The following is a 23,649-nucleotide window of genomic DNA, read 5'->3' on the forward strand; positions in this document are numbered from 1 at the left end:
TATGAATTCAAAAGAAATTACAACACAAATCTCCAAAGCTGCAGATTTCCTAAATCTTAAAAAATGGGATTATGGTGCAAGCTTTTCTAATGACTATTCTGTGCAAGTAGATAAAGGTGAGGCTAAACAACTTAAGGCAACACAAAAGCAAATTTTAACTTTAAGAGTTTGGAATGAATCTAATTTAGTCGGTATTACAACAACAAGTGATATCAGTGAATCTGGTATTAAAAAGGCTCTGAATCAAGCAAATATTGCATCTGATTTTGGCAACAAGAATGAAAGAACAGAATTCTCTCCACTAGCTAAGTATCCTATTGAAGTTAAGGACGCAAAAAAAAGAGATCCTGTTGGAATTAAAAAATTACTTACGATTTTAAGAGAAGCAGAAGAAAAACTATTAGAAAGCCATGAATCCATAAAATCTGTTCCATATAATGGTCTATCTGAGAGTTTTTATGAAAGAGTTTATGCAAATAGTGATGGTGCATTTCGCAGTTATACCAAAAGTCAAGCTGCACTTTATTTATATGCAAGAGCACAAGAGAAAAATAAGAAACCTCGTAGCTCAGGTTCTGTAAAACTAGGATATGGAGTTGAAGATATAGATATTGAGTCTTGTATTAAAGACGCATCTAATAAAACAATTTCTCATTTAAATTATTCATCTATTGAAACTGCTAAATATTTAATATGTTTTTCCCCTGAGTCTTTTTTAACGATCATTAACGCCTTTAGTTCAATGTTTAATGCTAGAAGCATTTTAGATGGTGTCAGCTTATCAAATAAAAATTCTATTGGAGAGAAGCTATCTACAGAAGCACTTAATATTTATGATGATGGTCTTCACGAAGAGAATATTTCTTCATCACCATTTGATGGAGAAGGAACTCCTACCAAAAGACTATGTTTAATTAAAAAAGGTAGAATTGAAAATTTTATACATTCTGAATCAACTGCAAGAATATTTAAAACAATCCCTACAGGCCACGCTGGACTAGGATCAAAAGTCTCAGTATCTCCTGATTGGATAGTAGTTGAGAAATCAGAGGGGAACTCTGATCTAAAAATATCATTAGATCATTCAACTTATGAGGGAGAATTTGTTTATATTGAAGAATTAAATGCGATCCATGCAGGTGTAAGAGCAAGCCAAGGTTCATTCTCTCTTCCATTTGATGGATGGCTCTATAAAAACGGTAAAAAAACCTCAATAGATTCTGCCACCGTAGCAGGAGACATCAAATATCTTATGAAAAACATAGTAAATATTGAATCAAGCCAAGAGGTAACAACAAGTGGAATTTCTCCACATATATGGGTAGATGAATTATCAATAACTGGTGACGCGTGAGAATTATATTCTGGGGAACACCTGAGTATTCAATCGCTAGCCTTGATATTTTTATTAAATCTAAGCATGAGGTAATTGCAGTAGTTAGCCAACCGGATAAGAAAAGATCTAGGGGAAATAAATTAATACCCTCTCCTGTCAAAAGCTTTGCCGAGCAAGAAAATTTAAAAATTTATACTCCAGCAAAAATCAAGGACAATATACATTTTATAAATGAACTTAAATCACTTTCTTGTGATTTATTTATTGTTATAGCTTACGGGAAAATTTTACCCAAAGAGATATTGGAGATCCCAAAATTTGGTTGTTGGAACGCACATGCTTCATTACTTCCAAGATGGCGTGGTGCTGCTCCAATTCAATGGTCTCTAATAAAAGGTGATGAATTTACTGGTGTAGGAATTATGAAAATGAATGAGGGACTAGATACTGGGGACTTATTATTGGAAGAAAAAATTAAAATCGATAATGACGATAATTTAAATACACTATCGGAAAGACTTAGTATTTTATCTGCAAAATTATTTTTAAATGCTACATATTTAATAGAAGAAAATATTAAGAAAAATACTAATTTTCAATTAACAAAACAACATAGCCTTGGAAGAGAAATTACTTACGCAAGAATGATTGAAAAATCAGACTTTAAAGTTGATTGGGGTAATGAGGCAATTAAAATTTCTCAAAAAATAAAAGCATTATACCCACGAGCAAATACAACTTTTAGAGGTAAGAACCTTAAAATACTTAAAATCAAAGTTTTGACTAGTGATGAAATTAAAAATGAAAAATACCTTTTAATGAGCCATTATTCAAGACCAGGTATTATTCTTGATGTAATAGAAAATGAAGGAATTATAATTTCAACTAAAACTGATCCGATTATTTTGTTAGTAGGAAAACTTGAAGGCAAAAACATTTCTAGCAAGAAGCAATTGATTCAACAGTTAAAGCCTTCAGCAGGTGAATATTTCTCAGATTAAGTTTTAGATTCTTTTTTTGAGAATCCCCAAATGAAAGCAAAAAGAATCAAAAAATAAAAATAATAATCTGGCAGAATAGACTCTTTAATTAACGTATTTAGTAATAGCTTAATCCCAACTATCAAAATTGCTACATAACCGGCTGTTTCTAATCTAGAAAATATATCCAGAAGTTTTAGAAAAATCCCCGATGTAAATCTTAATGCTAATACACCAATTACTGCTCCAAATATAATTAATATATACTGATCGCTTATAGCCACTGCAGTAGTAATACTGTCTATGGAAAAAGCAAAATCAGTAATTGAAAGAAGTGCTACAACTCTTAAGAACCTAAAATTATTATTTTTATTTTCTTTACCATTTTCAGCGTTGTCTATATCTGAATTTAAAAAAACATTAGAGAAGAATAAATAAATTAAATAAAAACCTGCAAAAACTCTTATGAGAATAAACTTTAGAAGAACATTAGATAATATGATTAGAATAATTCTAAATAATAAAGATATTGTTATGCCAATATTTAAGGCTCTTGACCTTAATTCTGAACTATCGAGGGATTTTGTAAGAGAAGCTAATGCTACAGCATTATCTGCCGATAATAATAATTCTAGAGCAATTAATATTGGTAAAAGTGTAAAGATTTCGTACCAACTGTCTACCTGATCTAGTGTGGGTATAAAAGAATTTATTGCGGCTGAATCCATCAAATATTATTCACAATCAGTATAAAATCTAATATAATGTATCGGATATTTGTAATCAAGATTGATAGTTATAAATGAGTTTAAATACTTTAGTTGATTATATTTCGAACTCACAAATTACTTCTGAATTAATAAAAAGAATTTCAAAAAGTAATGAATTAAATATTATTGGTTCAAGTAGATATGCAAAATCAATAATATTAGATAGCATCGCAAAAAAAGAGAAAAAAAATATATTATTAATTTGTCCTAATGTAGAAATTGCCTACAAATGGATTGGTTATTTTGAAAGTATAAATGATAAAGCAGTTTTATATTATCCTCCAACAGAACATCTACCATACTTATCAATTAACAAATCCAAAGAGATTGAATTTAGTCAGCTTACTGTTTTATCCAAATTAATAAAAAAAAAGAAAAATGAACCTAATATTGTTATATCAACTGAGAGATCACTACAACCTCATCTCATAAATAAAAACCTATTAATTGAAAACAAGTTAGATTTGCAAAAAGGGGTTCAAATCGAGATTCAAGAATTAGCAAATAAACTTACTTTGCTGGGTTATACGAAGGATAATGTAACTTCAACAGAAGGATTCTGGAGTAGGAGAGGGGAAATAATAGATATTTATCCTGTCAATAATGAGTTTCCTATAAGATTAGAATTTTTTGATAATGTAATTGAGAAAATAAGAGAATATGATCCTCATACACAGAAAACTTTAGAAAGTATAAATAATATTGAAATAATACAGGCTGGATTTGATTCGCTAATAAAAGATAAGTTAAATAATTTATCTAAGAACAATCTTTTTAATTCAGAAGATATAAATAAAAATAATCTTGATCGTTATTTAGGAATAATTGAAGAAGAACCCTCAAACATAATAGATTTTATAAATAGGGAAACAATTCTTGTAATTGATGAATTAGAAGATTGTAAAAAATTTGCAAATAATTGGTATCTAGATTCAGAAAGTAATTTTGATAATTGTACGTATGAAGTAAATGAGAACCTTAAAAATAATGACATTAATTTAGAGGCCAAACCTAATTTGCATTTAAAGTTTGACGAAATATTAAATTCACTAGGAAATTTTAATTTAATAAAATTTTATGAATTTGAATCTAAAATCAATATTGATAATAGATTTTTGTTAAACGATAAAAGATTAAATTCATACTCTAAAAATGTAGGTAAATTATCCAATGATATAAATAAAAATATAAAAAACAATGAAAAAGTATGGATATTATCAGCACAACCATTGAGAACAAGGACTTTACTTTTTGAGCACGAATGTAATGCAAACTACTTAAACAATCCTAATGATATTGATGAAGCATATAAGTCAATTAATAATTCAACTCCTCTAATTTTAAAAAATAAGAACAATTACGAAATAGAGGGGTTTTATCTACCGATATGGAAAATTGTCCTGATAACAGATAAAGAATTATTTTCACAACAATCTCTTTTTAATAACGTATTCATAAGAAGAAAAAAAAGAAGTGTCAATTCAAATATAAATGTAAATAAGATTAGTCCCGGTGATTTTATAGTTCATAAAAATCATGGAATAGGGAAATTTTTAAAAATAGAAAAAATAAATATAACCGGAGATTCAAGAGATTATTTAGTCATTCAATATCAAGATGGGAAGATAAGTGTTGCAGCTGATCAACTTGGTAGTGTTAACAGATATAGATCAAGCGGAAAAATAAAGCCGAAAATAAATAAATTAGGAGGGACAGAATGGGAAAAAATAAAAGATAAAAATAAGAAACAAATCAAAAAAGTTGCTGTCGATATTTTAAAACTTTATGCAAAGAGAGAAAAATTAAAGGGTTACATTTACCCAGAAGATGGTCCTTGGCAAGATGAATTAGAGGAATCATTCCCTTATCAACCAACACCTGACCAAATTTCTGCTGTAGAAGAAATAAAATCTGATATGGAAAGCGATAAGCCAATGGACAGGCTTGTTTGTGGAGATGTAGGATTTGGAAAAACAGAAGTAGCTGTTCGGGCTATTTTTAAGGCTATTACATCAGGCAAACAGGTAATATTACTCGCACCCACAACAATCCTAGCTCAGCAACATTGGAGAACAATAAGTAATAGATTTTCACCTTACCCAATAAAAGTATCTTTACTCAATAGATTCAAAACCGTTAATGAAAGAAAGGAAATCTATGCAGGTTTGAAAAATAACAAAATTGATTTAGTTGTAGCAACGCATCAAATTTTAGGAAAAGAAATAGAAATTAAAAACTTAGGACTACTAGTTATTGATGAAGAACAAAGATTTGGAGTAAGGCAAAAGGAGAAAATAAAAAAAATCAAAACCAACATAGACGTTTTAACTCTTTCGGCAACTCCAATTCCAAGAACTCTTTATATGAGCTTATCTGGACTAAGACAAATGAGCTTACTAAATACTCCTCCACCATCAAGAAGATCAATAAAAACATATTTATCTGAAATAGATATGGATGTTATAAGAACTGCAATAAATCAAGAACTTGATAGGGGAGGTCAAATTTTTTATGTTCTTCCAAGAATTTCTGATATAGATCAAGCTGTTAACAAATTAAAAAATATGTTTCCCAACTTAAAATTTATTGTTGCTCATGGGCAAATGAACGAAACAGAGCTTGAAAATGCAATGATTGCTTTTAATAATGGAGAAGTAGATCTAATGATATGCACAACGATAATTGAAAGTGGATTAGACATCCCTAAAGTAAATACAATCATTATTGAAGATTCTCACAAATTTGGCCTTTCACAACTTTATCAACTTAGAGGAAGAGTTGGTAGAAGCGGTGTACAAGCACATGCTTGGTTATTTTATCCAAATATAAATAAAATTAATGACGCTGCAAAACAAAGATTGAAAGCGATAAAAGACTTTTCAGAACTAGGTAGTGGATACCAACTTGCAATGAAAGATATGGAAATAAGAGGTGTTGGTAGTTTACTAGGAGAAGAACAAAGTGGAAAGGTTAATGCTATTGGATATGATTTATATATAGAAATGCTCCATGAGGCTATTTCAGAAATCAGCGGACAAGAAATACCTGAAGTTAACGACACTCAAATTGATCTACCAATAAATGCATTTATACCTGCAACATGGATATTAAATAGAGAAGAGAAGCTTGAGGCTTACAAATCTGCTACTGAATGTTCAAATAATGATGAATTAACTGAATTAGCTACAGACTGGGTAAATAGATATGGAAACTTACCCAAACCTGTTGAGTCACTAATTATGATAATGAGACTAAAATTACTAGCTAAAAAATGTGGTTTTAATAAAATCAAGCTAAAAAAGCCAAACATCTTAATAGAGACAAAATTAAAAAATTCTACTTTTAAAATACTCAAAAATTCTTTGGCAAGTAGCGTTCATAATAAATTTAATTTTAATGAAGGCGAACAATTATCTACCATCACAATAAGGGGTTTAGGTGCAACTGAAATTCAGAATCAAATTGATCAACTAATATTGTGGTTCGGGTCTTTTGAAAGAGAAATAAAGAATTTCGACAAAGACCTTATTAAAATAGAATAAATTATTAAATAATTATTTAAAATCCGCGAAACAGTTTGATTTCGGTTAGGTTTATAAAAATTTATTTAATTTATGGGTGAATATATAGACGTCGGAATCCAAAATTCGATTTTACCTTTATCAATTATTCTTTCATCAATTGTAATTGGCATATTTGCATTATTTGAAGAAGAAACAGAAAATGATGACGATGACTCAGATTCAGGAAGTGGCGGCCTAATGCAACCTATTTGAAATTATTTATAAACAATTTGTTTTGACTTTCTCTTAGAGATTTTAAATAACCTATTAAAAGAACCTACCATTAAAATAAGAGCAGTAAAAGTAGATACGAAAATAAAAATCACCAAAAATATCTCATAGAGATATGAAAGGAGTTCAATTAATAACAAAAAAGTTTTATGAAATGTCGAGGTTAGATTTTTTAAAAGCAAATTCTTATTAGGAATTAAATAATTTATATAAACTAATAAAACACTCAAAATAAACAAAAAGAAAGATTCAGTAAATAGTCTTCTTTTAGATTTTCTTCTTAAATTTAATTTTTTTTTAAAAATATATTTATCATTTTTAATATTCAAATTTGGGATGTTTAAATCTGCCATTCATCAAAGCTCAAAGAATAAATTTGAATTACTCTGAAAAGAAATTAACCTATAGTATCGTGTTTGTATTTAAGATGCTAATTACTCTTTATTCAGAGTTTATTAGTTCTTTTTTTTCTATATTTTCAAAAGGACTATAAAAATAAATAAAAGAAGAAGAGAATAGAATTAAAGAGCAAATTGCAATAAAAGGTGGAATAAAGAAATTAAAAAATTTAACTTTTTTATTTAACCCAAATCTTAATTTTTTTGGAATGTTAGTAGTTATATCAGTTTTTTTAATTCTTACTTTTGGAGATTCATTTAACTGATCAAAACAATTTATGGTATCTGAAAGCAATGAATTACCAATCTTTAGAACTAAAGGCTTTACATTTGCTTTAGAGCTTTTGAGAACAATATTATGCATGTGGAGATTATCCGCTTTTAAATCGATTAATTTAGACTCATATATTGGAATTTCGTTTTTGATTAAAAGATTTGAATAAATATAAAAAGCATCCATAATAGGCCCTAAATGTTCAATTTTGCCCTCAATAAGTGGTTTATTAACTATAGTTAATTTCCACTGAGAAATTATAGATATTTGATCTTTATTTTCATTATTGGAATAATCTGGCAATCCGATTATTTCGAGACTTACTGAAGATTGATGAAATGACAATTTATTTTGCATTATATTAAAAATCGTATAAAAAATTCTTCAACTTTTGATAACCCTGATTTGAGATACAAAAAGATAACATTAGCAATGATTTTATTATAATCTCACCATTTTCAGCTTGATTTAAAAGCTTTTTCACTCTCATACTATCTAAATTAAATCTCTCTTTAATCAACTCAATAAATCTCTTATTGAAATCAGTCCAAATAATTGAATTCTTTTTATTATCTTCTTTAGATTTCAGTATCTCTCTTATATAAGGATATAAATATTTAGACATTTCAACGGTGATTTTAATTAAGGCATCGAATTCGTTTAATTTAATATTATTATTAACATAAGATTTTCTCAATGGATTATTATTCCTTAATTTCCAAATAGTAATTTTATTTGGAAGAACATCATTTAAATCAAGTTTATTTGATAAAGCGTAAAGGGATTGAATACCATTTAAATCAATAGTTTCTAGAATTAATAATAATAAATCAAGTTTCTCTATAGATTGTCTTGATACCTGATTTCCCTTAGTTAAATCTGTAATTGTTCTCGATTAAGATATAAGAAAATTATAACAGAATTATTAATCCATTTTTTGAAATAAAAATGAATATAACTTATCTAGTTCTTCAATAGTTAGAATTCCATAACTCCATAATAATATTGGTAATGGAGTGTTATTTCTTACAGATAATTTTATACCGAGTTCAATAGTTGATTCATCTAAACCTAATACATTAAATAAATAAATTATCATTTCTCTTGATAAATAATTATTCATGAATTTTATTTAATACTTGAGTAAATGAGAGATTTAGTCATTTGATTAAGGACTAATTTTCTTGTAAAAAGAAATTTATTTAAAAGTAAAAATGAAAATTTCCTTATTGGAAATAAAAAAACGTTTCGATTAGCAAAAATTGATATCAACGAGTCAGTTATAAAAATAGTGACAATAATATCTAAAATTCTGCTTGAAAAATACTTAAATTTAAATAATATCAATTGCAATTTAGTAATAGCAGTTTTTTTATTAAAAAGATCATAAATAGTATTAACATCTCTCCAGCAAGTATTTAGACCCTGACCACCAACAGGATGAAATGTATGAAATGCATCTCCTACAAAAACTAATTTTTTAAAATTTAAAACTGGTAAATTTAAGGATAATGAAACAGGAAAAATATTAAATTCGCCAATTATTTGGTCCAACTTAAATTCATTAGGCAATATTGTTGATAAATTATCCATTAAAAAATTCTTGTCAGAATTGAACCTTTCAATTGCCTTTAATGTACTGGAAGTCCAAATTACTTGATATAAATTTTTTTCTAAAGGTAATAATGCAAGTGGGCCTTCTTTTCTAAAAATTTCATAGGCTCGTTTTTCACAATGACCTCTAAGAGAAACTTTAAAAGTTAAACAAGACTGACTATAAGATTTTTTTATATCAACAAAATCTATGAATTTTTTATCAAGTGAGTTTGCTCCTGTTGAAAAGAATTGATAATCAAATAATATTTTTTTACTTAACAATCTCTTTGGTGTCATAAAAAAAATATTTTCATAATTGTCAATCTCTTGAAAAAATACCTTCATGAGATCCGAATGTTTAACTACCCAGCCTATATTTTCGGCAGAACTTATATCATCATCTAAGTCAGAAGTTGATAAATTGGTAAAAGCAGAAGTTACGCTATCTGAAATTGAAAGGGTATCAAAGCCGAATAAAAATGGTTCTAATTTTTCCCAAAGTCTGAATTTAGATAAGATTTTTCTCGTTGAGTGAGTAATTGCATAAGTTTTATCTTTATCAATTAATCTATCTTTTGTTAATAAATCAGTTAAAAAAATATTGCAATCAAATTTTGAAAGTGCAATTGAAAGTAATAAACCTGTAGGACCTGATCCAACAATTTTAAAATTGAATTTATTTTTCATCGTATTATATAAGCGTCAACTATCTATTCAGATAAATATAGCAAATTTCCTCAAATGCCGGTCTTAATAAATATGGGTACTCACCAACCCATAAGTTAATTTCAGGAAGCCAAGCATCGGTCAAATAAAAATCTCTGTCAAAATTACGGTTATCAGATGTAATTAAACATCTAATACTCGAACCCACCCTAATTTGACTGTGCTTATTTTCCATAGGAAAACTTAATTTTTCCAAATAACCATCTTCATCTTCTAATTCAAGTACTAACCAAGTCCTTTTGTTTTCGATAACTTCTAATCGACCTTGCCTATTAGATTGTTCTCTTGAACTTTCAATCTTTTCTGTTTTATAGATATCTGATACATAGCCATCAAATATAGAAAAAAATTTATATTTTCTTAATTGCAAGTTTTTTCTACTTGATTCAAGAATAGGGCCCCAGATGATATACAAAAAGAAACCTACACATAGAAATAACCAGAAATTATTAGTTTGATCTCCAGTCGAACTAATAATTAATGAGATAAATCCACCAATTGAAGAAACTATTACTCTTTGAAGAATTTTTCTAGGATTCCCCAACGCGTACTTAAATTGACTTCCTGTACCGACTGCAGGAATAAGTTTTGAAATTTGACTTGAATTAATTGGAATTATCATTTTAAAAAATCAATTTTTCAAGTCCGTAAACTAAAGTTTCATAATTACCAATTTTTTTAATTGCCTGTAAAACTCCTGGCATATATGCCTTTCTATCAATAGTGTCATGTTTAATTGTGTAAGTTTCACCTGGAGATCCCATAATTACTAACTGATGAGCGAGTAATCCTGGTAATCGTACAGAATGTATATTAATTCCTGAATCTCTGAGCCCACCGCGTACACCTTTCAATGACTCAGACTCTTTTACTAAATTCTGATTAAATTTCTTTGGATATTCTTCAATCATTTCTGCAGTTTTTATACACGTCCCACTAGGAGAATCAGCTTTTTGATTATGATGCATCTCAATTAATTCAATATTGTCGTAAAACCTTGCAGCTACAGATGCCGCCTGCTGAAGAAGAACCATACCTACTGAAAAATTTGGAATTATTGCACAACCAACCGATGCTTTCTGAGCAAAAACAGACAAATCTTGTATTTGAGAAGGGCTTAGACCTGTAGTTCCTACTACTGGTGATACCCCATATGCAATAGCTGATCTGGTATTTTCATATACAGAATCAGGATGAGTAAAATCAACCAAAACCGGTTTGATTTTTTCATTTCTAAAATTTTGACTAACGGAACACATAGTCCCTTCAAAATCATTTGAAACAAAAACATCACAATTATTTACCTTCAATAATTCAGAAATATTTGAGCCATTGTTCTTTTCGTTTATGTCGATTGCTGCGACAAGTTCACAATCTTTAGAATTTAGTACAGTATTAACAACTTCGCTACCCATTCTGCCTAAAGCTCCGGAAACTAGTACTGGTATGGGTTTTTTAGAATTTTCAATCATTTTTTTAAAAAATTTTTTTTTAAAGGTTGTTACACGCTATTTATATTGCACACAATAACGTCTTTTCATTCGTAGGCTGGTAGAAATACTTAAAGAAAATCAATGTTTACGCAGGTCCGCTCAGCAAACCGCAGAGTATCTCCTGTTGAGGATAACAAACACAAAGTTGTAATAAAAGCAGTTTATGTTGTCCTTGAGCCACAATACCAAAATTCCTTAACGGAAGCTGCAAAGTCAATAAACAAAATGAATGGGCCCATAGGTATAGACCTTAGCGGTTATCTTATCGAAGAACTTAGGAATGATAGTAATTTTGAAGATTTCAAAGAAGATATAGCTAATGCAGATATATTCGTGGCTTCTCTAATTTTCATTGAAGACCTTGCTCAAAAAGTGGTTGATGCAGTATCTCCATTTAAAGACAAACTTAAAGCATCAATAGTTTTTCCCTCTATGCCAGAGGTAATGAGATTAAATAAGTTAGGTTCATTTAGCATGGCCCAACTTGGTCAATCTAAAAGTATTATTGGAGATTTAATAAAAAAGAAAAAAGAATCTGATGGAGCAAGTTTCCAAGATTCAATGTTGAAGTTATTAAATACACTACCTTCAATACTTAAATATCTACCAGTAGAAAAAGCTCAAGATGCTAGAACATTTATTCTGAGTTTTCAGTACTGGTTAGGTGGTACCACTGAGAACTTAAAAAACTTCTTGTTAATGATTTCTGAAAAGTATGCTGTTTCAGAGATCATAAAAGATCAAATAGAAGAATTCAAAATTCAAGACCCAGAAACATTCCCAGATTTAGGAATTTGGCATCCTCTTGCTCCTTGCATGTTTGAAAGTCTTAAAGAATATCAAAATTGGGAAAATAATAGGAAAGATATAAATCCTAAAGATGACAAAACTCCAACAATTGGTTTAGTCCTTCAAAGGAGTCATATCGTTACAGGGGATGATGCTCATTACGTTGCTGTTATTCAAGAATTGGAATACAGAGGTGCGAGAGTACTACCTATTTTTTGTGGAGGTCTAGATTTTTCTAAACCAGTTAATGAATTTTATTATGATTCCATAAATAAGGATCAACCTACAGTAGACGGAGTTGTATCTCTAACAGGATTTGCACTAGTTGGCGGACCTGCAAGACAAGATCATCCTAAAGCTATTGAAGCCCTAAAAAGGTTAAACAGGCCCTATATGGTTGCACTTCCATTAGTCTTCCAAACCACGCAAGAATGGGAAGATAGTGATCTAGGGTTACACCCAGTTCAGGTAGCACTTCAAATTGCAATTCCAGAGCTTGATGGTGCTATTGAACCTATTATTCTCTCAGGTCGTGATGATGCTACAGGTAAGGCGCATACGCTCCAAGATCGAGTTGATGTTATAGCTGAAAGAGCCATAAAATGGTCAACTTTAAGAGTCAAACAAAGAAAGGACAAAAAATTAGCCATCACAGTATTTAGTTTTCCGCCAGACAAAGGAAATGTTGGTACGGCAGCATACTTAAATGTTTTCGGTTCAATTTATAGAGTACTCCTCGAAATGAAATCGAAAGGATATCAAATAGATGAACTTCCAAGTAATTCAAAAGAATTAATGGAAAAAGTAATTAATAACCCTGAAGCAATGGACGGCTCTCCAGAGTTAAATATTGCTCATAAAATGTCAGTAAAAGAATACGAAGAATTCACACCATATTCACAAAGACTTGAAGAGAATTGGGGTAAACCTCCTGGAAATCTAAATAGTGACGGACAAAATTTACTTATTTATGGAAAACATTTTGGAAATGTTTTTATAGGCGTACAACCTACATTCGGTTATGAAGGTGATCCGATGAGGTTACTTTATTCAAGAAGTGCCAGTCCTCATCATGGTTTTGCCGCTTATTACACCTATGTAGAAAAAATCTGGGGAGCTGATGCTGTTCTTCATTTTGGAACTCACGGATCACTCGAATTTATGCCTGGTAAACAGATGGGAATGAGTGAAACATGCTATCCTGATTCCCTCATTGGATCATTACCTAATTTGTATTACTATGCTGCTAATAATCCTTCTGAAGCAACAATCGCGAAGAGAAGAGGGTACGCCTCAACCATTAGCTATCTAACTCCTCCAGCAGAAAATGCAGGACTCTACAAAGGACTTAAAGAACTAAGCGAACTTGTTGGTTCTTATCAACAATTAAGAGAAAATAGTAGGGGTATTCAAATAGTTAATGCAATAGTTGAGACTTCTAAACAATGTAATCTTGACAAAGATGTTCAGCTCCCTTCAAAAGATGTAGAGGAACTCTCAATTGATGAAAGAGATTTATTTGTTGGTAATATCTATAAACAGTTGATGGAAATTGAAAGTAGATTATTACCTTGCGGTCTTCATACTATTGGAGAAGCTCCAACAGCAGAAGAAGCAGTCGCAACTCTTGTAAATATTGCATCATTAGAGAGAGAGCAAGAGGGATTAAGATCTCTTCCTGGATTACTAGCTGAATCCATGGGGCTGAATATTGAACAAATTTATGATGGCAATAATAAAGGTGAACTCAAATTTGTAGAGCTAAATGAAAAAATCATAAAGACAGCGAGAGAGTCAATTTTTGCTATGGTCAACTCTTTAAAAATTGTAGATGGCCGAGTTTATTTAGAAAAATCATTTCTTTCCAAATTGTTTGACTTCCTTAAAGTTTTTGGTTTGAATTTACCTACCCCTTGGCTTAGGGTCTGTAACTTAAATGGATTCAATGAAGTTAACCAGAAGGAATTAAATAAATTATTTGATTACTTACTTTTCTGTTTGGAACAGGTCTGTGCTGATAAAGAAATGGATAGCCTCATTAAAGCATTAGATGGAAATTATGTTTTACCTGGACCAGGTGGAGATCCTATACGAAATCCAGGTGTTTTACCCAGTGGTAAAAATATCCATGCACTTGATCCACAGTCAATACCTACCACAGCAGCAGTAGCTGCTGCAAAGTCGGTTGTTGACAAATTAATTGAGAGACAAAAGGAAGAGCAAGGGACTTGGCCTGAAACAATTGCTTGTGTTTTATGGGGTACTGATAACATCAAAACTTATGGAGAATCACTTGCTCAAATCTTATGGTTTGTTGGTGTAAAACCAAAACCAGATTCTGTTGGCAGAATCAACAAATTAGAATTAATCCCTTTAGAAGAATTAGGTAGGCCAAGAATAGATGTGGTCGTTAACTGCTCAGGAGTTTTTCGAGATTTATTCATAAATCAGATGGCATTAATAGATCAGGCGGTCAAATTAGCTGCTGAGGCTGATGAACCATTGGAATCTAATTTTGTAAGGAAACATTCATTAGAACAAGCAGAAAAAGAAGGTACCTCTATCAGAGAAGCTTCAGCGAGAGTATTCTCTAACGCAAGTGGAAGCTACAGTTCAAATGTTAATTTAGCTGTAGAAAATTCAACTTGGGAGGAAGAAAATGAATTACAAGAAATGTATTTATCACGCAAAACATATGCTTTTAATGCCGATAATCCAGGTGAGATGAATCAAAAAAGAGAGGTATTTGAGTCAGTAATGAAAACAGCAGATGTAACATTTCAAAACCTTGATTCCTCTGAGATTTCATTAACAGATGTAAGTCATTACTTTGATTCAGATCCAACAAAATTGATTAAGACACTTAGAGATGACGGGAAAGAACCAAGTAGCTACATAGCAGACACTACTACTTCTAATGCTCAAGTTAGAACACTTGGAGAAACCATCAGATTAGACTCAAGGACAAAACTTTTAAACCCAAAGTGGTATGAAGGTATGCTTAAATCTGGTTACGAAGGAGTTAGAGAACTTTCTAATAGACTTAATTACACTCTTGGTTGGAGTGCAACAAGTGGTCAAGTAGATAATTTTGTATATGAAGAAACTAATGAAACATTTATAAATGACGAAGAGATGAGGAAAAGATTAATGGATCTTAATCCTAATAGTTTCAGAAGAATTGTTGGAACTTTGCTAGAAGTTAATGGTAGGGGATATTGGGAAACTTCAGATGAGAATATTGAACAGTTGAAAGAACTTTACCAAGAGGTAGAGGATAAAATCGAAGGAGTTAAAGAATAATAAATTTATTATTTTCTGTAAATCTTATCAGCTACTTTCAGGACTTGATAATTTAGTTTGACGTTGTGTACCCTCACAATGTCAATATTAAATTGAGAACAAAGACAACTTATTGCAAGTGTTCCTATATCTCTTTCTTTAGGATTTTTCTCATTCAAAATTTCACCTATAAATCTCTTCCTTGATGCACCTATCAAAATTGGCAAATTCCATTTTTTAAATAGATCTAAGTTTCTCAAGATTTCCAAATTATGAATGATATCCTTTGAAAAACCAATACCAGGATCCACTATTATATTTCTTTCAGATATATTTTTTTCTAAAGCGTTTTTTATTAAATTATCAAGCGAGCACTTAACATCACTTAATACATTATGGTAACTAGAGAGTTGATTCATATTTTGACTATTACCACGACTATGAGTTATGACGTATGGACAGTTGAATTTTGATACAACATCCAAAATTTTTATATCTCTTCTTCCTCCCGTGACATCATTTATCCAGTTAGCACCATTTAAAAGAGCTTCGTAAGCCACTTCAGAATTAAAAGTATCAATAGAAATTAAAACATCTGGAAATTCAGATTTTATTAATTTTAGATATGGGATCAATCTTTTTATTTCTTTACTAGATCCAACTTCTTCAGCCCCAGGTCTCGTACTTTGAGCCCCAAGATCAATAACATCAACACCATTACTCAAGAAATGGTCTACTTGATCTATAACTTTTTTTGAGGAGTTTAATTCTCCACCATCACTAAATGAATCAGGAGTTAAATTAATAACTCCCATAATTGAAGTTTTTTGGCCCCACCCTTTTGGCCATGGATTTTTGTTATTGATAATTTGCAATTCTCGCAAAACTATTCGGATCTAATGAAGCCCCTCCAACTAACACCCCATCTATATCACTCATTGACATGATTTCGTCAATATTATTAGGTTTAACAGATCCACCATATTGAATAATTACATCATCAAAACCTATTAATTTCCGAATCAAAGAACATATCTTATTAGCGTCTTCTGCCTCACATGTTTTACCGGTGCCAATAGCCCATATTGGTTCATAGGCAACAATTAAATTAGATGGATCTGTATTTTCTAATCCTTGTTCAACCTGTCTAGTAATAACTCTAACAGCTTCTCCTCTCTCTCTTTGTTCTAATGTTTCTCCTACACAAACTATTGGAGTAAGTCCACTAGATTGAGCAAAAACTGCTCTTTTATTAATTTGTTCATCACTTTCACTAAAATATTTCCTTGGTTCACTATGTCCAACGATTGCATATGAGACACCATGTTCAAGAAGCATTTTTGGAGATATTTCTGCAGTAAATGCCCCTTGATCTTCCCAATGAATATTTTGACTAGAAATATCTAAATAATCAAAATCAGAATGATCTGAAAAGGTTGAAATAGCTGTAAAAGGTGGCGCAATAACAACTTTACGATCTTCTTTAATGTTTTTAATTAAAGGAATAAACTCTTCTAAATAGGATTTAGCTTCAGCACAAGTCATGTGCATTTTCCAATTACCAGCAATTACAGATTTTCTCAAAATACTATCTCCAAGAAAAACATATTAATACAAAGTGAGTTGAATAAGGTAACTATTCAAAAATTAATTCATTTTTTAGAAATATTACTTTATCTCCCTTATTTAATTTTCTTCCTCTCCTAGTTTCTATTACACCATTAACCCTAACAGAACCAGATTTAATAAAAATCTTTGCTTCTCCACCAGAGGATACCAAATTTTTCCATTTTAAGAATTGATCCAATTTCATTGTTTTTATACACAAAGATATTGATAAAGTAGGATAAACAATCAAATATATAATATCTTGAGACTAATACCACCAGTCAGACCATATTCAAATAGGTTTATCAAGGGTTTTGTATGCATGCTCATTTACGTAGCTTGTTGGCCTTTATTAGCTTATTTAGCTGGAAACCTAATCCCTGCAATTGGATCAGGTGATCTTTCAAAAGTTTCTAGTATTATATTTAAGTCTTTATTCGTATTTTTAGTTCAGAAAACTGCTCAATTTGGACAGGATGTATTCATAGCAAAACCATCATTAGAAATTAGTGAAGTGATGAGAGGAAATTTATTTAGCAGAATTCAAAAAATAAAGATGAATTCTTTTGAAAATATTTCAGCCGGGGACATCACATATAGACTTACAGAAGATGCCGACAGGGTAAGCGAAGTTATTTATAAAACAGCTCAAGATACTATTCCCTGCACTTTACAGTTGTTAGCGGTAATAATCTACATGTTTTATTTAGACTGGTCACTAACAGTATCAACATTCGTTTTAGCACCATTGATTATTCTCTCAGTTAACAGTTTTGGAAGAAGAGTTTTAATAGCATCCGAAAAAAGTCAAGAATCAACAAGTAATTTAGCAGGTTTAATAGGTGAATCTATAAATGGAATGTCTACGATAAGAGCATTTGCTGCAGAAAATTGGATTGAGAAAAGATTTTATAAAAGATTAAGTACAAATAAAAAAGCAAAATATAAAACATTAAAACTACTTGCATTTCAACATCCAGTTGTAGGATTTGTTGAAGCATTTGGAATATTAGCAATATTAGGTTTAGGAGCCGCAAGAATCAATCTAGGCCTTCTAACAAGCGAAGAATTTAGTAGTTTTTTTGCTGCAATATTAATGCTTATCGATCCAATAAGCCATGTAAGTACAAATTTTAATGACTATAAACAGGCAGAAGCCTCAATAAAAAGGTTGAAAAACATAAATCAAGAACCTGTAGAAGATGATAAAGAAAATTTACTAAGGGTATCCAATTTTGTAGGCAAAATAAGTTTCAAGAAAGTAAATTTCGCTTACAAAAAAGATAATCAAGTACTTAAAAATATCAATTTAGAAATAAAAAGAGGGGAAGTCACAGCATTTGTTGGAGCTTCTGGAGCTGGTAAAAGTACAATGTTGGCTTTGATATTAAAGTTTATAACTCCAAATAATGGAGACATCTTTATAGATGATAAAAATCTCAAAATATTAAATACAAAAGATATTAGAAAAAAGATTGCATTAGTACAACAACAGCCTTTTTTGTTTTCAGGAACAATTATTGATGTAATAAGAATGGGCAGAAATTTCACTAAAGAAGAAGTTATTGAATCAGCAAAAAAAGCAAACGCTCACAACTTCATTCAAAAGCTTCCTGAGAAATATGAAACTGAAATAACTGAAAGAGGATCAAATTTTTCAGGTGGTCAAATCCAGCGGATAGCAATTGCAAGAGCAATACTCGGGAATCCCTCAATCCTTCTTTTAGATGAGGCCACAAGTGCATTGGATGCAGAATCAGAATCTGAAGTACAAAAAGGACTTAATAGAGCTATGAAAGATAGAACAGTTATTGTAATTGCTCATAGATTAGCCACCACTCAAGAGGCTAATAAAATAGTTGTTTTCGATAAAGGTGAAATTATTGAGGTTGGCGAACACATAGATTTAATAAATAAATCTGGAATTTATAAAGAATTATGTGAAAAACAATTTATTAAAAAATTATAATACTATTTTACTTATTAAAAAAAGTAAATTCATGAGCGAAAACACAAATGACTCTTCAAATCCAGTTTTAACCTTTGAAGGGAAAAAATATTTAATAAATGAACTTTCTAATGAAATAAAAGAATCTATAAAAGTACTACAAATCGCGGAGACACAACTCAAGATGCATCAAGATACTCTCAAATTACTTTCAATTAGTCGAAACTTCTTAGTAAATCAATTGAGAGAAAAACTAAAAAACTTAGAATAAAATATTAACAATTATGGATTTCCTGTAGAGAGTAGGTATTAATTTTATTGCATTGCAAAGCTTTGATCGCCTTAATGGCTGCCTTTGCTCCAGGAATAGTTGTAAAAGTTGGAATATTATATTCTAAAGCAGCACGTCTTAAATAAGCATCATCATGAAGAGCCTGTGGGCCTATTGGAGTATTAATTATTAATTGAACAAGTCCTGAACGAATTAGGTCCTCAATATTTGGTCTTCCTTCATGAACTTTTAGCACTTCTTCAACATGAATTCCTAAATTAACCAAATATGAAGCTGTACCTTTTGTTGCGATTAATTTAAATCCTAAATTCAACAGTTCTCTAGCAACTTCCTCAAGATTTTTTTTATCTAAATCATTTGTAGATAAAAAAGCAACTCCTTCTGAAGGAACACCATTACCTGCTGCCAATTCCGACTTGGCATAAGCAATTCCAAAATCTTTAGCTAAACCCATCACTTCTCCAGTAGATCTCATTTCAGGACCAAGTAATGTATCAGACCCAGGAAATCTTTTAAAAGGTAAAACGGCCTCTTTTACTGCCTGAAATTTTGGAGAAAATTCTTCTGTGAAATTAAGATCTTCTAATGTAAAACCTTGCATTAACTGAGTAGCTAATTTTGCAATTGGTTTGCCAATGGCTTTTGAAACAAATGGAACTGTTCTGGATGCTCTTGGATTTGCTTCGAGAATAAACAATTTATTTTCTCTATTATTTGTATTTATTACTGCAAATTGCAAATTAATTAAACCAACAACATTTAGTCTTTGTGCAATTAATTTAGTCCAGTTCCTTACATTTTCTATTGTAGATATTGAAAGAGAAATTGATGGTAAGCAACAAGCTGAATCCCCTGAATGAATTCCTGCAGGTTCCACATGTTCCATTAGGCCTGCAATTACAACCGATCCCTTTGAATCACATAAAGCATCAACATCGATCTCAATTGCATTATTCAAATATTGATCAAGAAGGATTGGATGATCAGGTGATACCATAACTGCTTCAGAAATGTATCTCGATAATTCATTCTCATCTTTAACAATTTCCATTGCCCTTCCACCCAAAACATAAGAAGGTCTTACAACCAAGGGGAATCCTATATTTTTTGCTACTATTTCTGCTTCATTTTGATTACGTGCAACACCGTTTAAAGGTTGTCTAATACTTAATTCTTCAAGAATTTTTGTAAATTCCTCTCTATCTTCTGCTAAATCGATAGATATTGGAGAAGTCCCAAGAATTTTTGATCCAGTTCTTATCCCATCATTAGATTTAAGCCATTCAAATAAAGGTAATGATAATTTCAATGGAGTTTGACCTCCAAATTGAACAATCAACCCATAAGGATTTTCAGCTTCTATTATGTTAAGCACATCCTCTAAAGTTACAGGCTCAAAATATAAAATATCGCTAGTATCATAATCTGTTGATACAGTTTCAGGATTACTATTAACCATTATTGTTTTGTAGCCATTTGTAGAAGCTTGATATGATGCATGGCAACAACAATAATCAAATTCTATTCCCTGACCTATTCTGTTTGGACCTCCTCCTAAAATCATAATTTTTTTTGATTTACTATTTTCTGAAATCTCGCTATCAAAAATTTGAGAATTTAAATTAATGAAAGATTCTTCGTAAGTTGAATAATGATAGGGAGTTGAGGATGAGAATTCTGCTGAGCAAGTATCAACAGTTTTATAAATTGGAATTATATTAAGTGTTTTTCTATATCTTCTTACTTCAAAAAACTCAGAATTAGTTAACTTCGCTATCTGTTGATCTGAAAAGCCTAATTGTTTAGCATGTAACATCAAATCTCTATCTAGTGTATAAAGTTGCTTATCTTTCAAAAAATCATTTTCAAAATTAAAGATATTACGTAATTTTTCGATAAACCATAAATCTATATTTGTAACTTCTTGAATATAATTATTAGTCTTCCCAAGTTTCATAGCTTTTTTAATTAGGAGAATTCTTTCAGATGTAGGGTTTCTTAAACTATTTTTAATTTGACTCTCATCCTTAAATTCATCTTGTGAATCACATTCCCATCCACAAATACCTACTTCTAATGACCTTAATGCTTTCTGAAATGATTCTTCAAAAGAACGACCTATTGCCATTGACTCACCAACAGATTTCATAGCAGTGCTTAATGTATTAGATGATCCTTTAAACTTTTCAAAAGCAAATCTTGGGATCTTAGTAACTACATAATCAATTGATGGCTCAAAACATGCAGGTGTTTTTTTTGTAATGTCATTAATAATCTCATCAAGTGTATAGCCAACAGATAATAAAGCTGCAATCTTAGCTATGGGGAATCCAGTTGCCTTACTTGCTAAAGCAGAGGATCTACTTACACGAGGATTCATTTCTATAACAATTACTTCTCCATTAGATGGATTTATTGCAAATTGAATATTACTCCCTCCTGTTTCAACTCCCACCTCTCTAATAATCTTCAATGACAAATCCCGCAACCTCTGATACTCCTTATCTGTTAAGGTCTGTGCAGGAGCTACAGTAATCGAATCTCCAGTGTGGACTCCCATTGGGTCTAAATTTTCAATACTGCAAACAATTACCACATTGTCAGCAGTATCTCTCATTACCTCCAGTTCAAACTCCTTCCATCCAATGAGTGATTTTTCAATTAATATTTGATTACTTGGACTTTCTTCTAAACCTGATTTACACAACTCGACAAATTCTTCAAGGTTAAAAGCAATTCCACCCCCTACTCCACCTAAAGTAAACGCAGGTCTTATTATAAGTGGATAGGAACTAATTTTTTTTGATACCTCAATAGCTTCATCTAGATTAGATGCAATACCAGATGGACAAACATTCACATTAATTTTCTCCATCGATTCTTTAAATAATTTCCTATCTTCAGCTTTATTAATCGCTCTTAAATCAGCTCCAATTAATTCAATATTATTTTGTTTTAAAAAATCTGACTCTGATAATTTAACCGCAAGATTCAAAGCGGTTTGACCTCCCATAGTGGGAAGAATGGCATCAGGTTTTTCTCTTAAAATGATCTGAGAAACTATTTCAGGAGTCAATGGTTCAATATATGTTTTGCTTGCGATATCAGGATCGGTCATTATTGATGCTGGGTTTGAATTTATCAAGACAATTTCATAACCAGCATTTCTTAATGCTTTGCAAGCTTGAGTACCAGAGTAATCAAATTCGCATGCTTGCCCTATAACAATCGGTCCCGAACCTAAAATAAGAATTTTTTTTAGATCACCTCTTTGAGGCATAATTTAAACATTCATTTATCTCATGCTACTTATAAATCATCAGATGTTAATCAAGTTACTTGAAAAGCAACATTTGTTTCTATAGTATTGAAAGAAATTAATTTTTTATGAGCGAACTTCAGCGACTTAAAAGTTTGTTGCCTCCAGAGAATGAAAGTTGGGTATTTGTTGAAGCTGCTGCGGCTATAGATCCACCTTTAATAACACTTGAGGAAATCGGTCGTGACGAAGTAGAAATTCAAATAGATTTGGATGAATGGGATAACTTTGCTATTGACCATAGAAATTTATTATTTTGGCACGAGGTTGGGAAAATCCAAAATGATACAATTCCAAGAGATGGATGGGAAATGGCAGCTCTAGCCATAGGACTTGGAGGGGCGATAGGAGAGTTGTGGGTACAAGATGGGTTACTTTTATTACTTGCTCTTGGTTTATCAAGTTTTGCAGGATATCGATTATATTTAAAAAATAATTCTGAAAAAAAGCTTCAAGATGCTATTTATGCAGATGAAAGAGCCATAGATCTTGCTTGTAGATTTGGATACAGCATTCCAAATGCTTATAAAAGTCTTGGAGGAGCATTAAAGGAGTTAATAGATAAAACACGAAAAAAGAAAAAAAGAAGTTTCTTTGAAGATAGATTAGATGCCTTAAGAAAAAGTGCAGAAAAAGCAAGATCAGAATTATCTCAGCAAGAAGGCTCTGATAAATCAGTTTCAAGTGAAAATGTTTATGGACAATAAAAGTTTGGTTTTAATAGCAGCCAAAGCATGTGATGAAAAAAAAGCAAGAGATATAAAACTTATAAAAATTGACAAAGTATCATATATAAGTGAATGGATTTTGATTGCAGAAGGATTATCTGATGTACAGGTTAGATCTATAACTAACTCTGTAGAGGGAGAGCTAAGAGAAAAGGCTAAAGTTGAACCTATACGAAAAGAAGGAATTAACGAAGCAAAATGGGCTTTACTCGATTATGGTGATTTAATAGTAAATATTTTTCAACCAGAAATAAGAAAATATTATGACCTTGAATCATTCTGGAGTAATGGAGATAATCTTTTATTTCCATAATTT

20 protein-coding genes are annotated in these 23,649 nt (G+C 30.8%); 9 read left to right on the top strand and 11 right to left on the bottom strand.

All coding sequences use genetic code 11. The features are described 5' to 3' along the window. Position 1 precedes the first annotated feature (1 nt). Together EV02_RS07095 and fmt are read left to right on the top strand one after the other, a co-directional pair. The gene (locus EV02_RS07095; protein ID WP_032518940.1) at positions 2 to 1,354 is read left to right on the top strand and encodes a TldD/PmbA family protein; all 1,353 of its coding nucleotides are present in this window, start codon (positions 2 to 4) and stop codon (positions 1,352 to 1,354) included. Continuing rightward, positions 1,351 to 2,337, top strand: a complete 987-nt coding sequence (gene fmt / locus EV02_RS0108570) for a methionyl-tRNA formyltransferase (RefSeq protein WP_032518942.1) — start codon at positions 1,351 to 1,353, stop codon at positions 2,335 to 2,337. Before EV02_RS07095 ends, fmt begins: the two co-directional genes overlap by 4 nt. On the opposite strand, the gene EV02_RS0108575 is transcribed toward fmt, so the two are convergent. Beyond that, positions 2,334 to 3,044, bottom strand: a complete 711-nt coding sequence (locus EV02_RS0108575; protein WP_032518943.1) for a TerC family protein — start codon at positions 3,042 to 3,044, stop codon at positions 2,334 to 2,336. The two genes, fmt and EV02_RS0108575, sit on opposite strands and share 4 nt — an antisense overlap. Before the next feature lie 74 nt (positions 3,045 to 3,118). On the opposite strand from EV02_RS0108575, the gene mfd reads away from it, so the two are divergent. Together mfd and EV02_RS09420 are read left to right on the top strand one after the other, a co-directional pair. Then, positions 3,119 to 6,628 carry a transcription-repair coupling factor gene (gene mfd, locus EV02_RS07090; protein ID WP_032518944.1) on the top strand — a complete coding sequence of 1,170 codons (3,510 nt, stop codon included), beginning with the start codon at positions 3,119 to 3,121 and terminating at the stop codon, positions 6,626 to 6,628. 72 nt (positions 6,629 to 6,700) lie between these two features. Then, a complete protein-coding gene (locus tag EV02_RS09420; RefSeq protein WP_193742604.1) occupies positions 6,701 to 6,862 on the top strand; it encodes a hypothetical protein in 162 nt (53 codons plus the stop codon). A 459-nt stretch (positions 6,863 to 7,321) separates the two neighbouring features. Here EV02_RS09420 and EV02_RS07080 read toward each other — a convergent pair whose 3' ends face one another. The 6 genes from EV02_RS07080 to dapB are packed head-to-tail and all read right to left on the bottom strand — an operon-like array spanning position 7,322 to position 11,346. Then, positions 7,322 to 7,909 carry a DUF4335 domain-containing protein gene (locus EV02_RS07080; protein ID WP_032518946.1) on the bottom strand — a complete coding sequence of 196 codons (588 nt, stop codon included), beginning with the start codon at positions 7,907 to 7,909 and terminating at the stop codon, positions 7,322 to 7,324. 4 nt (positions 7,910 to 7,913) lie between these two features. After that, on the bottom strand, positions 7,914 to 8,438 hold the full coding sequence (locus EV02_RS09170; RefSeq protein ID WP_342665564.1) for a DUF3038 domain-containing protein: 525 nt from the start codon (positions 8,436 to 8,438) through the stop codon (positions 7,914 to 7,916). A gap of 39 nt (positions 8,439 to 8,477) precedes the next feature. Continuing rightward, positions 8,478 to 8,675 carry a DUF2949 domain-containing protein gene (locus EV02_RS07070; RefSeq protein ID WP_032518947.1) on the bottom strand — a complete coding sequence of 66 codons (198 nt, stop codon included), beginning with the start codon at positions 8,673 to 8,675 and terminating at the stop codon, positions 8,478 to 8,480. Between the two features lie 5 nt (positions 8,676 to 8,680). Next, positions 8,681 to 9,835 (bottom strand): FAD-dependent monooxygenase, encoded by a 1,155-nt coding sequence (locus EV02_RS07065; protein ID WP_032518948.1) that lies wholly within the window; start codon positions 9,833 to 9,835, stop codon positions 8,681 to 8,683. 19 nt (positions 9,836 to 9,854) lie between these two features. Beyond that, entirely contained in the window at positions 9,855 to 10,496 is a 642-nt protein-coding gene (locus EV02_RS07060; protein WP_025952812.1) for a hypothetical protein, read from the bottom strand. A gap of 1 nt (position 10,497) precedes the next feature. Further along, complete coding sequence (gene dapB / locus EV02_RS07055) at positions 10,498 to 11,346, bottom strand: 4-hydroxy-tetrahydrodipicolinate reductase (protein ID WP_032518949.1); 849 nt, start codon at positions 11,344 to 11,346, stop codon at positions 10,498 to 10,500. Between the two features lie 102 nt (positions 11,347 to 11,448). On the opposite strand from dapB, the gene EV02_RS07050 reads away from it, so the two are divergent. Further along, positions 11,449 to 15,459 (top strand): magnesium chelatase subunit H, encoded by a 4,011-nt coding sequence (locus EV02_RS07050; RefSeq protein ID WP_032518950.1) that lies wholly within the window; start codon positions 11,449 to 11,451, stop codon positions 15,457 to 15,459. 8 nt (positions 15,460 to 15,467) lie between these two features. Here EV02_RS07050 and folP read toward each other — a convergent pair whose 3' ends face one another. The 3 genes from folP to EV02_RS07035 are packed head-to-tail and all read right to left on the bottom strand — an operon-like array spanning position 15,468 to position 17,251. After that, a complete protein-coding gene (folP, locus tag EV02_RS07045; RefSeq protein ID WP_032518951.1) occupies positions 15,468 to 16,313 on the bottom strand; it encodes a dihydropteroate synthase in 846 nt (281 codons plus the stop codon). Then, a complete protein-coding gene (tpiA, locus tag EV02_RS07040) occupies positions 16,297 to 17,022 on the bottom strand; it encodes a triose-phosphate isomerase (protein ID WP_032518952.1) in 726 nt (241 codons plus the stop codon). The genes folP and tpiA overlap by 17 nt, the downstream gene beginning before the upstream one ends. Before the next feature lie 52 nt (positions 17,023 to 17,074). After that, a complete protein-coding gene (locus EV02_RS07035; RefSeq protein ID WP_032518953.1) occupies positions 17,075 to 17,251 on the bottom strand; it encodes an RNA-binding S4 domain-containing protein in 177 nt (58 codons plus the stop codon). Between the two features lie 117 nt (positions 17,252 to 17,368). On the opposite strand from EV02_RS07035, the gene EV02_RS07030 reads away from it, so the two are divergent. Next, positions 17,369 to 19,015 carry an ABC transporter ATP-binding protein gene (locus EV02_RS07030; RefSeq protein ID WP_052043478.1) on the top strand — a complete coding sequence of 549 codons (1,647 nt, stop codon included), beginning with the start codon at positions 17,369 to 17,371 and terminating at the stop codon, positions 19,013 to 19,015. Between the two features lie 31 nt (positions 19,016 to 19,046). Then, positions 19,047 to 19,265: a DUF6447 family protein gene (locus EV02_RS07025; RefSeq protein WP_032519184.1), complete on the top strand. Its 219-nt coding sequence runs from the start codon at positions 19,047 to 19,049 to the stop codon at positions 19,263 to 19,265. A 4-nt stretch (positions 19,266 to 19,269) separates the two neighbouring features. Here EV02_RS07025 and carB read toward each other — a convergent pair whose 3' ends face one another. Next, positions 19,270 to 22,566 (bottom strand): carbamoyl-phosphate synthase large subunit, encoded by a 3,297-nt coding sequence (gene carB, locus EV02_RS07020; protein WP_032518955.1) that lies wholly within the window; start codon positions 22,564 to 22,566, stop codon positions 19,270 to 19,272. A 107-nt stretch (positions 22,567 to 22,673) separates the two neighbouring features. Here carB and EV02_RS07015 point away from each other — a divergent pair, with 107 nt between their 5' ends. Next, positions 22,674 to 23,312: a DUF3318 domain-containing protein gene (locus EV02_RS07015; protein ID WP_032518956.1), complete on the top strand. Its 639-nt coding sequence runs from the start codon at positions 22,674 to 22,676 to the stop codon at positions 23,310 to 23,312. After that, entirely contained in the window at positions 23,302 to 23,646 is a 345-nt protein-coding gene (gene rsfS, locus EV02_RS07010; protein ID WP_032519185.1) for a ribosome silencing factor, read from the top strand. Before EV02_RS07015 ends, rsfS begins: the two co-directional genes overlap by 11 nt. The last annotated feature ends 3 nt before the right edge of the window (positions 23,647 to 23,649 follow it).

Source organism: Prochlorococcus marinus str. SB (assembly GCF_000760115.1).
GTDB lineage: Bacteria > Cyanobacteriota > Cyanobacteriia > PCC-6307 > Cyanobiaceae > Prochlorococcus_A > Prochlorococcus_A marinus_D.

Bases quoted from the DNA above. Each gene is read 5' to 3' on its own strand.
- EV02_RS07095 (WP_032518940.1), top strand. From the start codon at position 2: ATGAATTCAAAAGAAATTACAACACAAATCTCCAAAGCTGCAGATTTC.
- EV02_RS0108575 (WP_032518943.1), bottom strand. From the start codon at position 3,044: ATGGATTCAGCCGCAATAAATTCTTTTATACCCACACTAGATCAGGTA.
- mfd (WP_032518944.1), top strand. From the start codon at position 3,119: ATGAGTTTAAATACTTTAGTTGATTATATTTCGAACTCACAAATTACT.
- EV02_RS09420 (WP_193742604.1), top strand. From the start codon at position 6,701: ATGGGTGAATATATAGACGTCGGAATCCAAAATTCGATTTTACCTTTA.
- EV02_RS07080 (WP_032518946.1), bottom strand. From the start codon at position 7,909: ATGCAAAATAAATTGTCATTTCATCAATCTTCAGTAAGTCTCGAAATA.
- EV02_RS07070 (WP_032518947.1), bottom strand. From the start codon at position 8,675: ATGAATAATTATTTATCAAGAGAAATGATAATTTATTTATTTAATGTA.
- EV02_RS07065 (WP_032518948.1), bottom strand. From the start codon at position 9,835: ATGAAAAATAAATTCAATTTTAAAATTGTTGGATCAGGTCCTACAGGT.
- EV02_RS07060 (WP_025952812.1), bottom strand. From the start codon at position 10,496: ATGATAATTCCAATTAATTCAAGTCAAATTTCAAAACTTATTCCTGCA.
- dapB (WP_032518949.1), bottom strand. From the start codon at position 11,346: ATGATTGAAAATTCTAAAAAACCCATACCAGTACTAGTTTCCGGAGCT.
- EV02_RS07050 (WP_032518950.1), top strand. From the start codon at position 11,449: ATGTTTACGCAGGTCCGCTCAGCAAACCGCAGAGTATCTCCTGTTGAG.
- EV02_RS07035 (WP_032518953.1), bottom strand. From the start codon at position 17,251: ATGAAATTGGATCAATTCTTAAAATGGAAAAATTTGGTATCCTCTGGT.
- EV02_RS07030 (WP_052043478.1), top strand. From the start codon at position 17,369: ATGCTCATTTACGTAGCTTGTTGGCCTTTATTAGCTTATTTAGCTGGA.
- EV02_RS07025 (WP_032519184.1), top strand. From the start codon at position 19,047: ATGAGCGAAAACACAAATGACTCTTCAAATCCAGTTTTAACCTTTGAA.
- carB (WP_032518955.1), bottom strand. From the start codon at position 22,566: ATGCCTCAAAGAGGTGATCTAAAAAAAATTCTTATTTTAGGTTCGGGA.
- EV02_RS07015 (WP_032518956.1), top strand. From the start codon at position 22,674: ATGAGCGAACTTCAGCGACTTAAAAGTTTGTTGCCTCCAGAGAATGAA.
- rsfS (WP_032519185.1), top strand. From the start codon at position 23,302: ATGGACAATAAAAGTTTGGTTTTAATAGCAGCCAAAGCATGTGATGAA.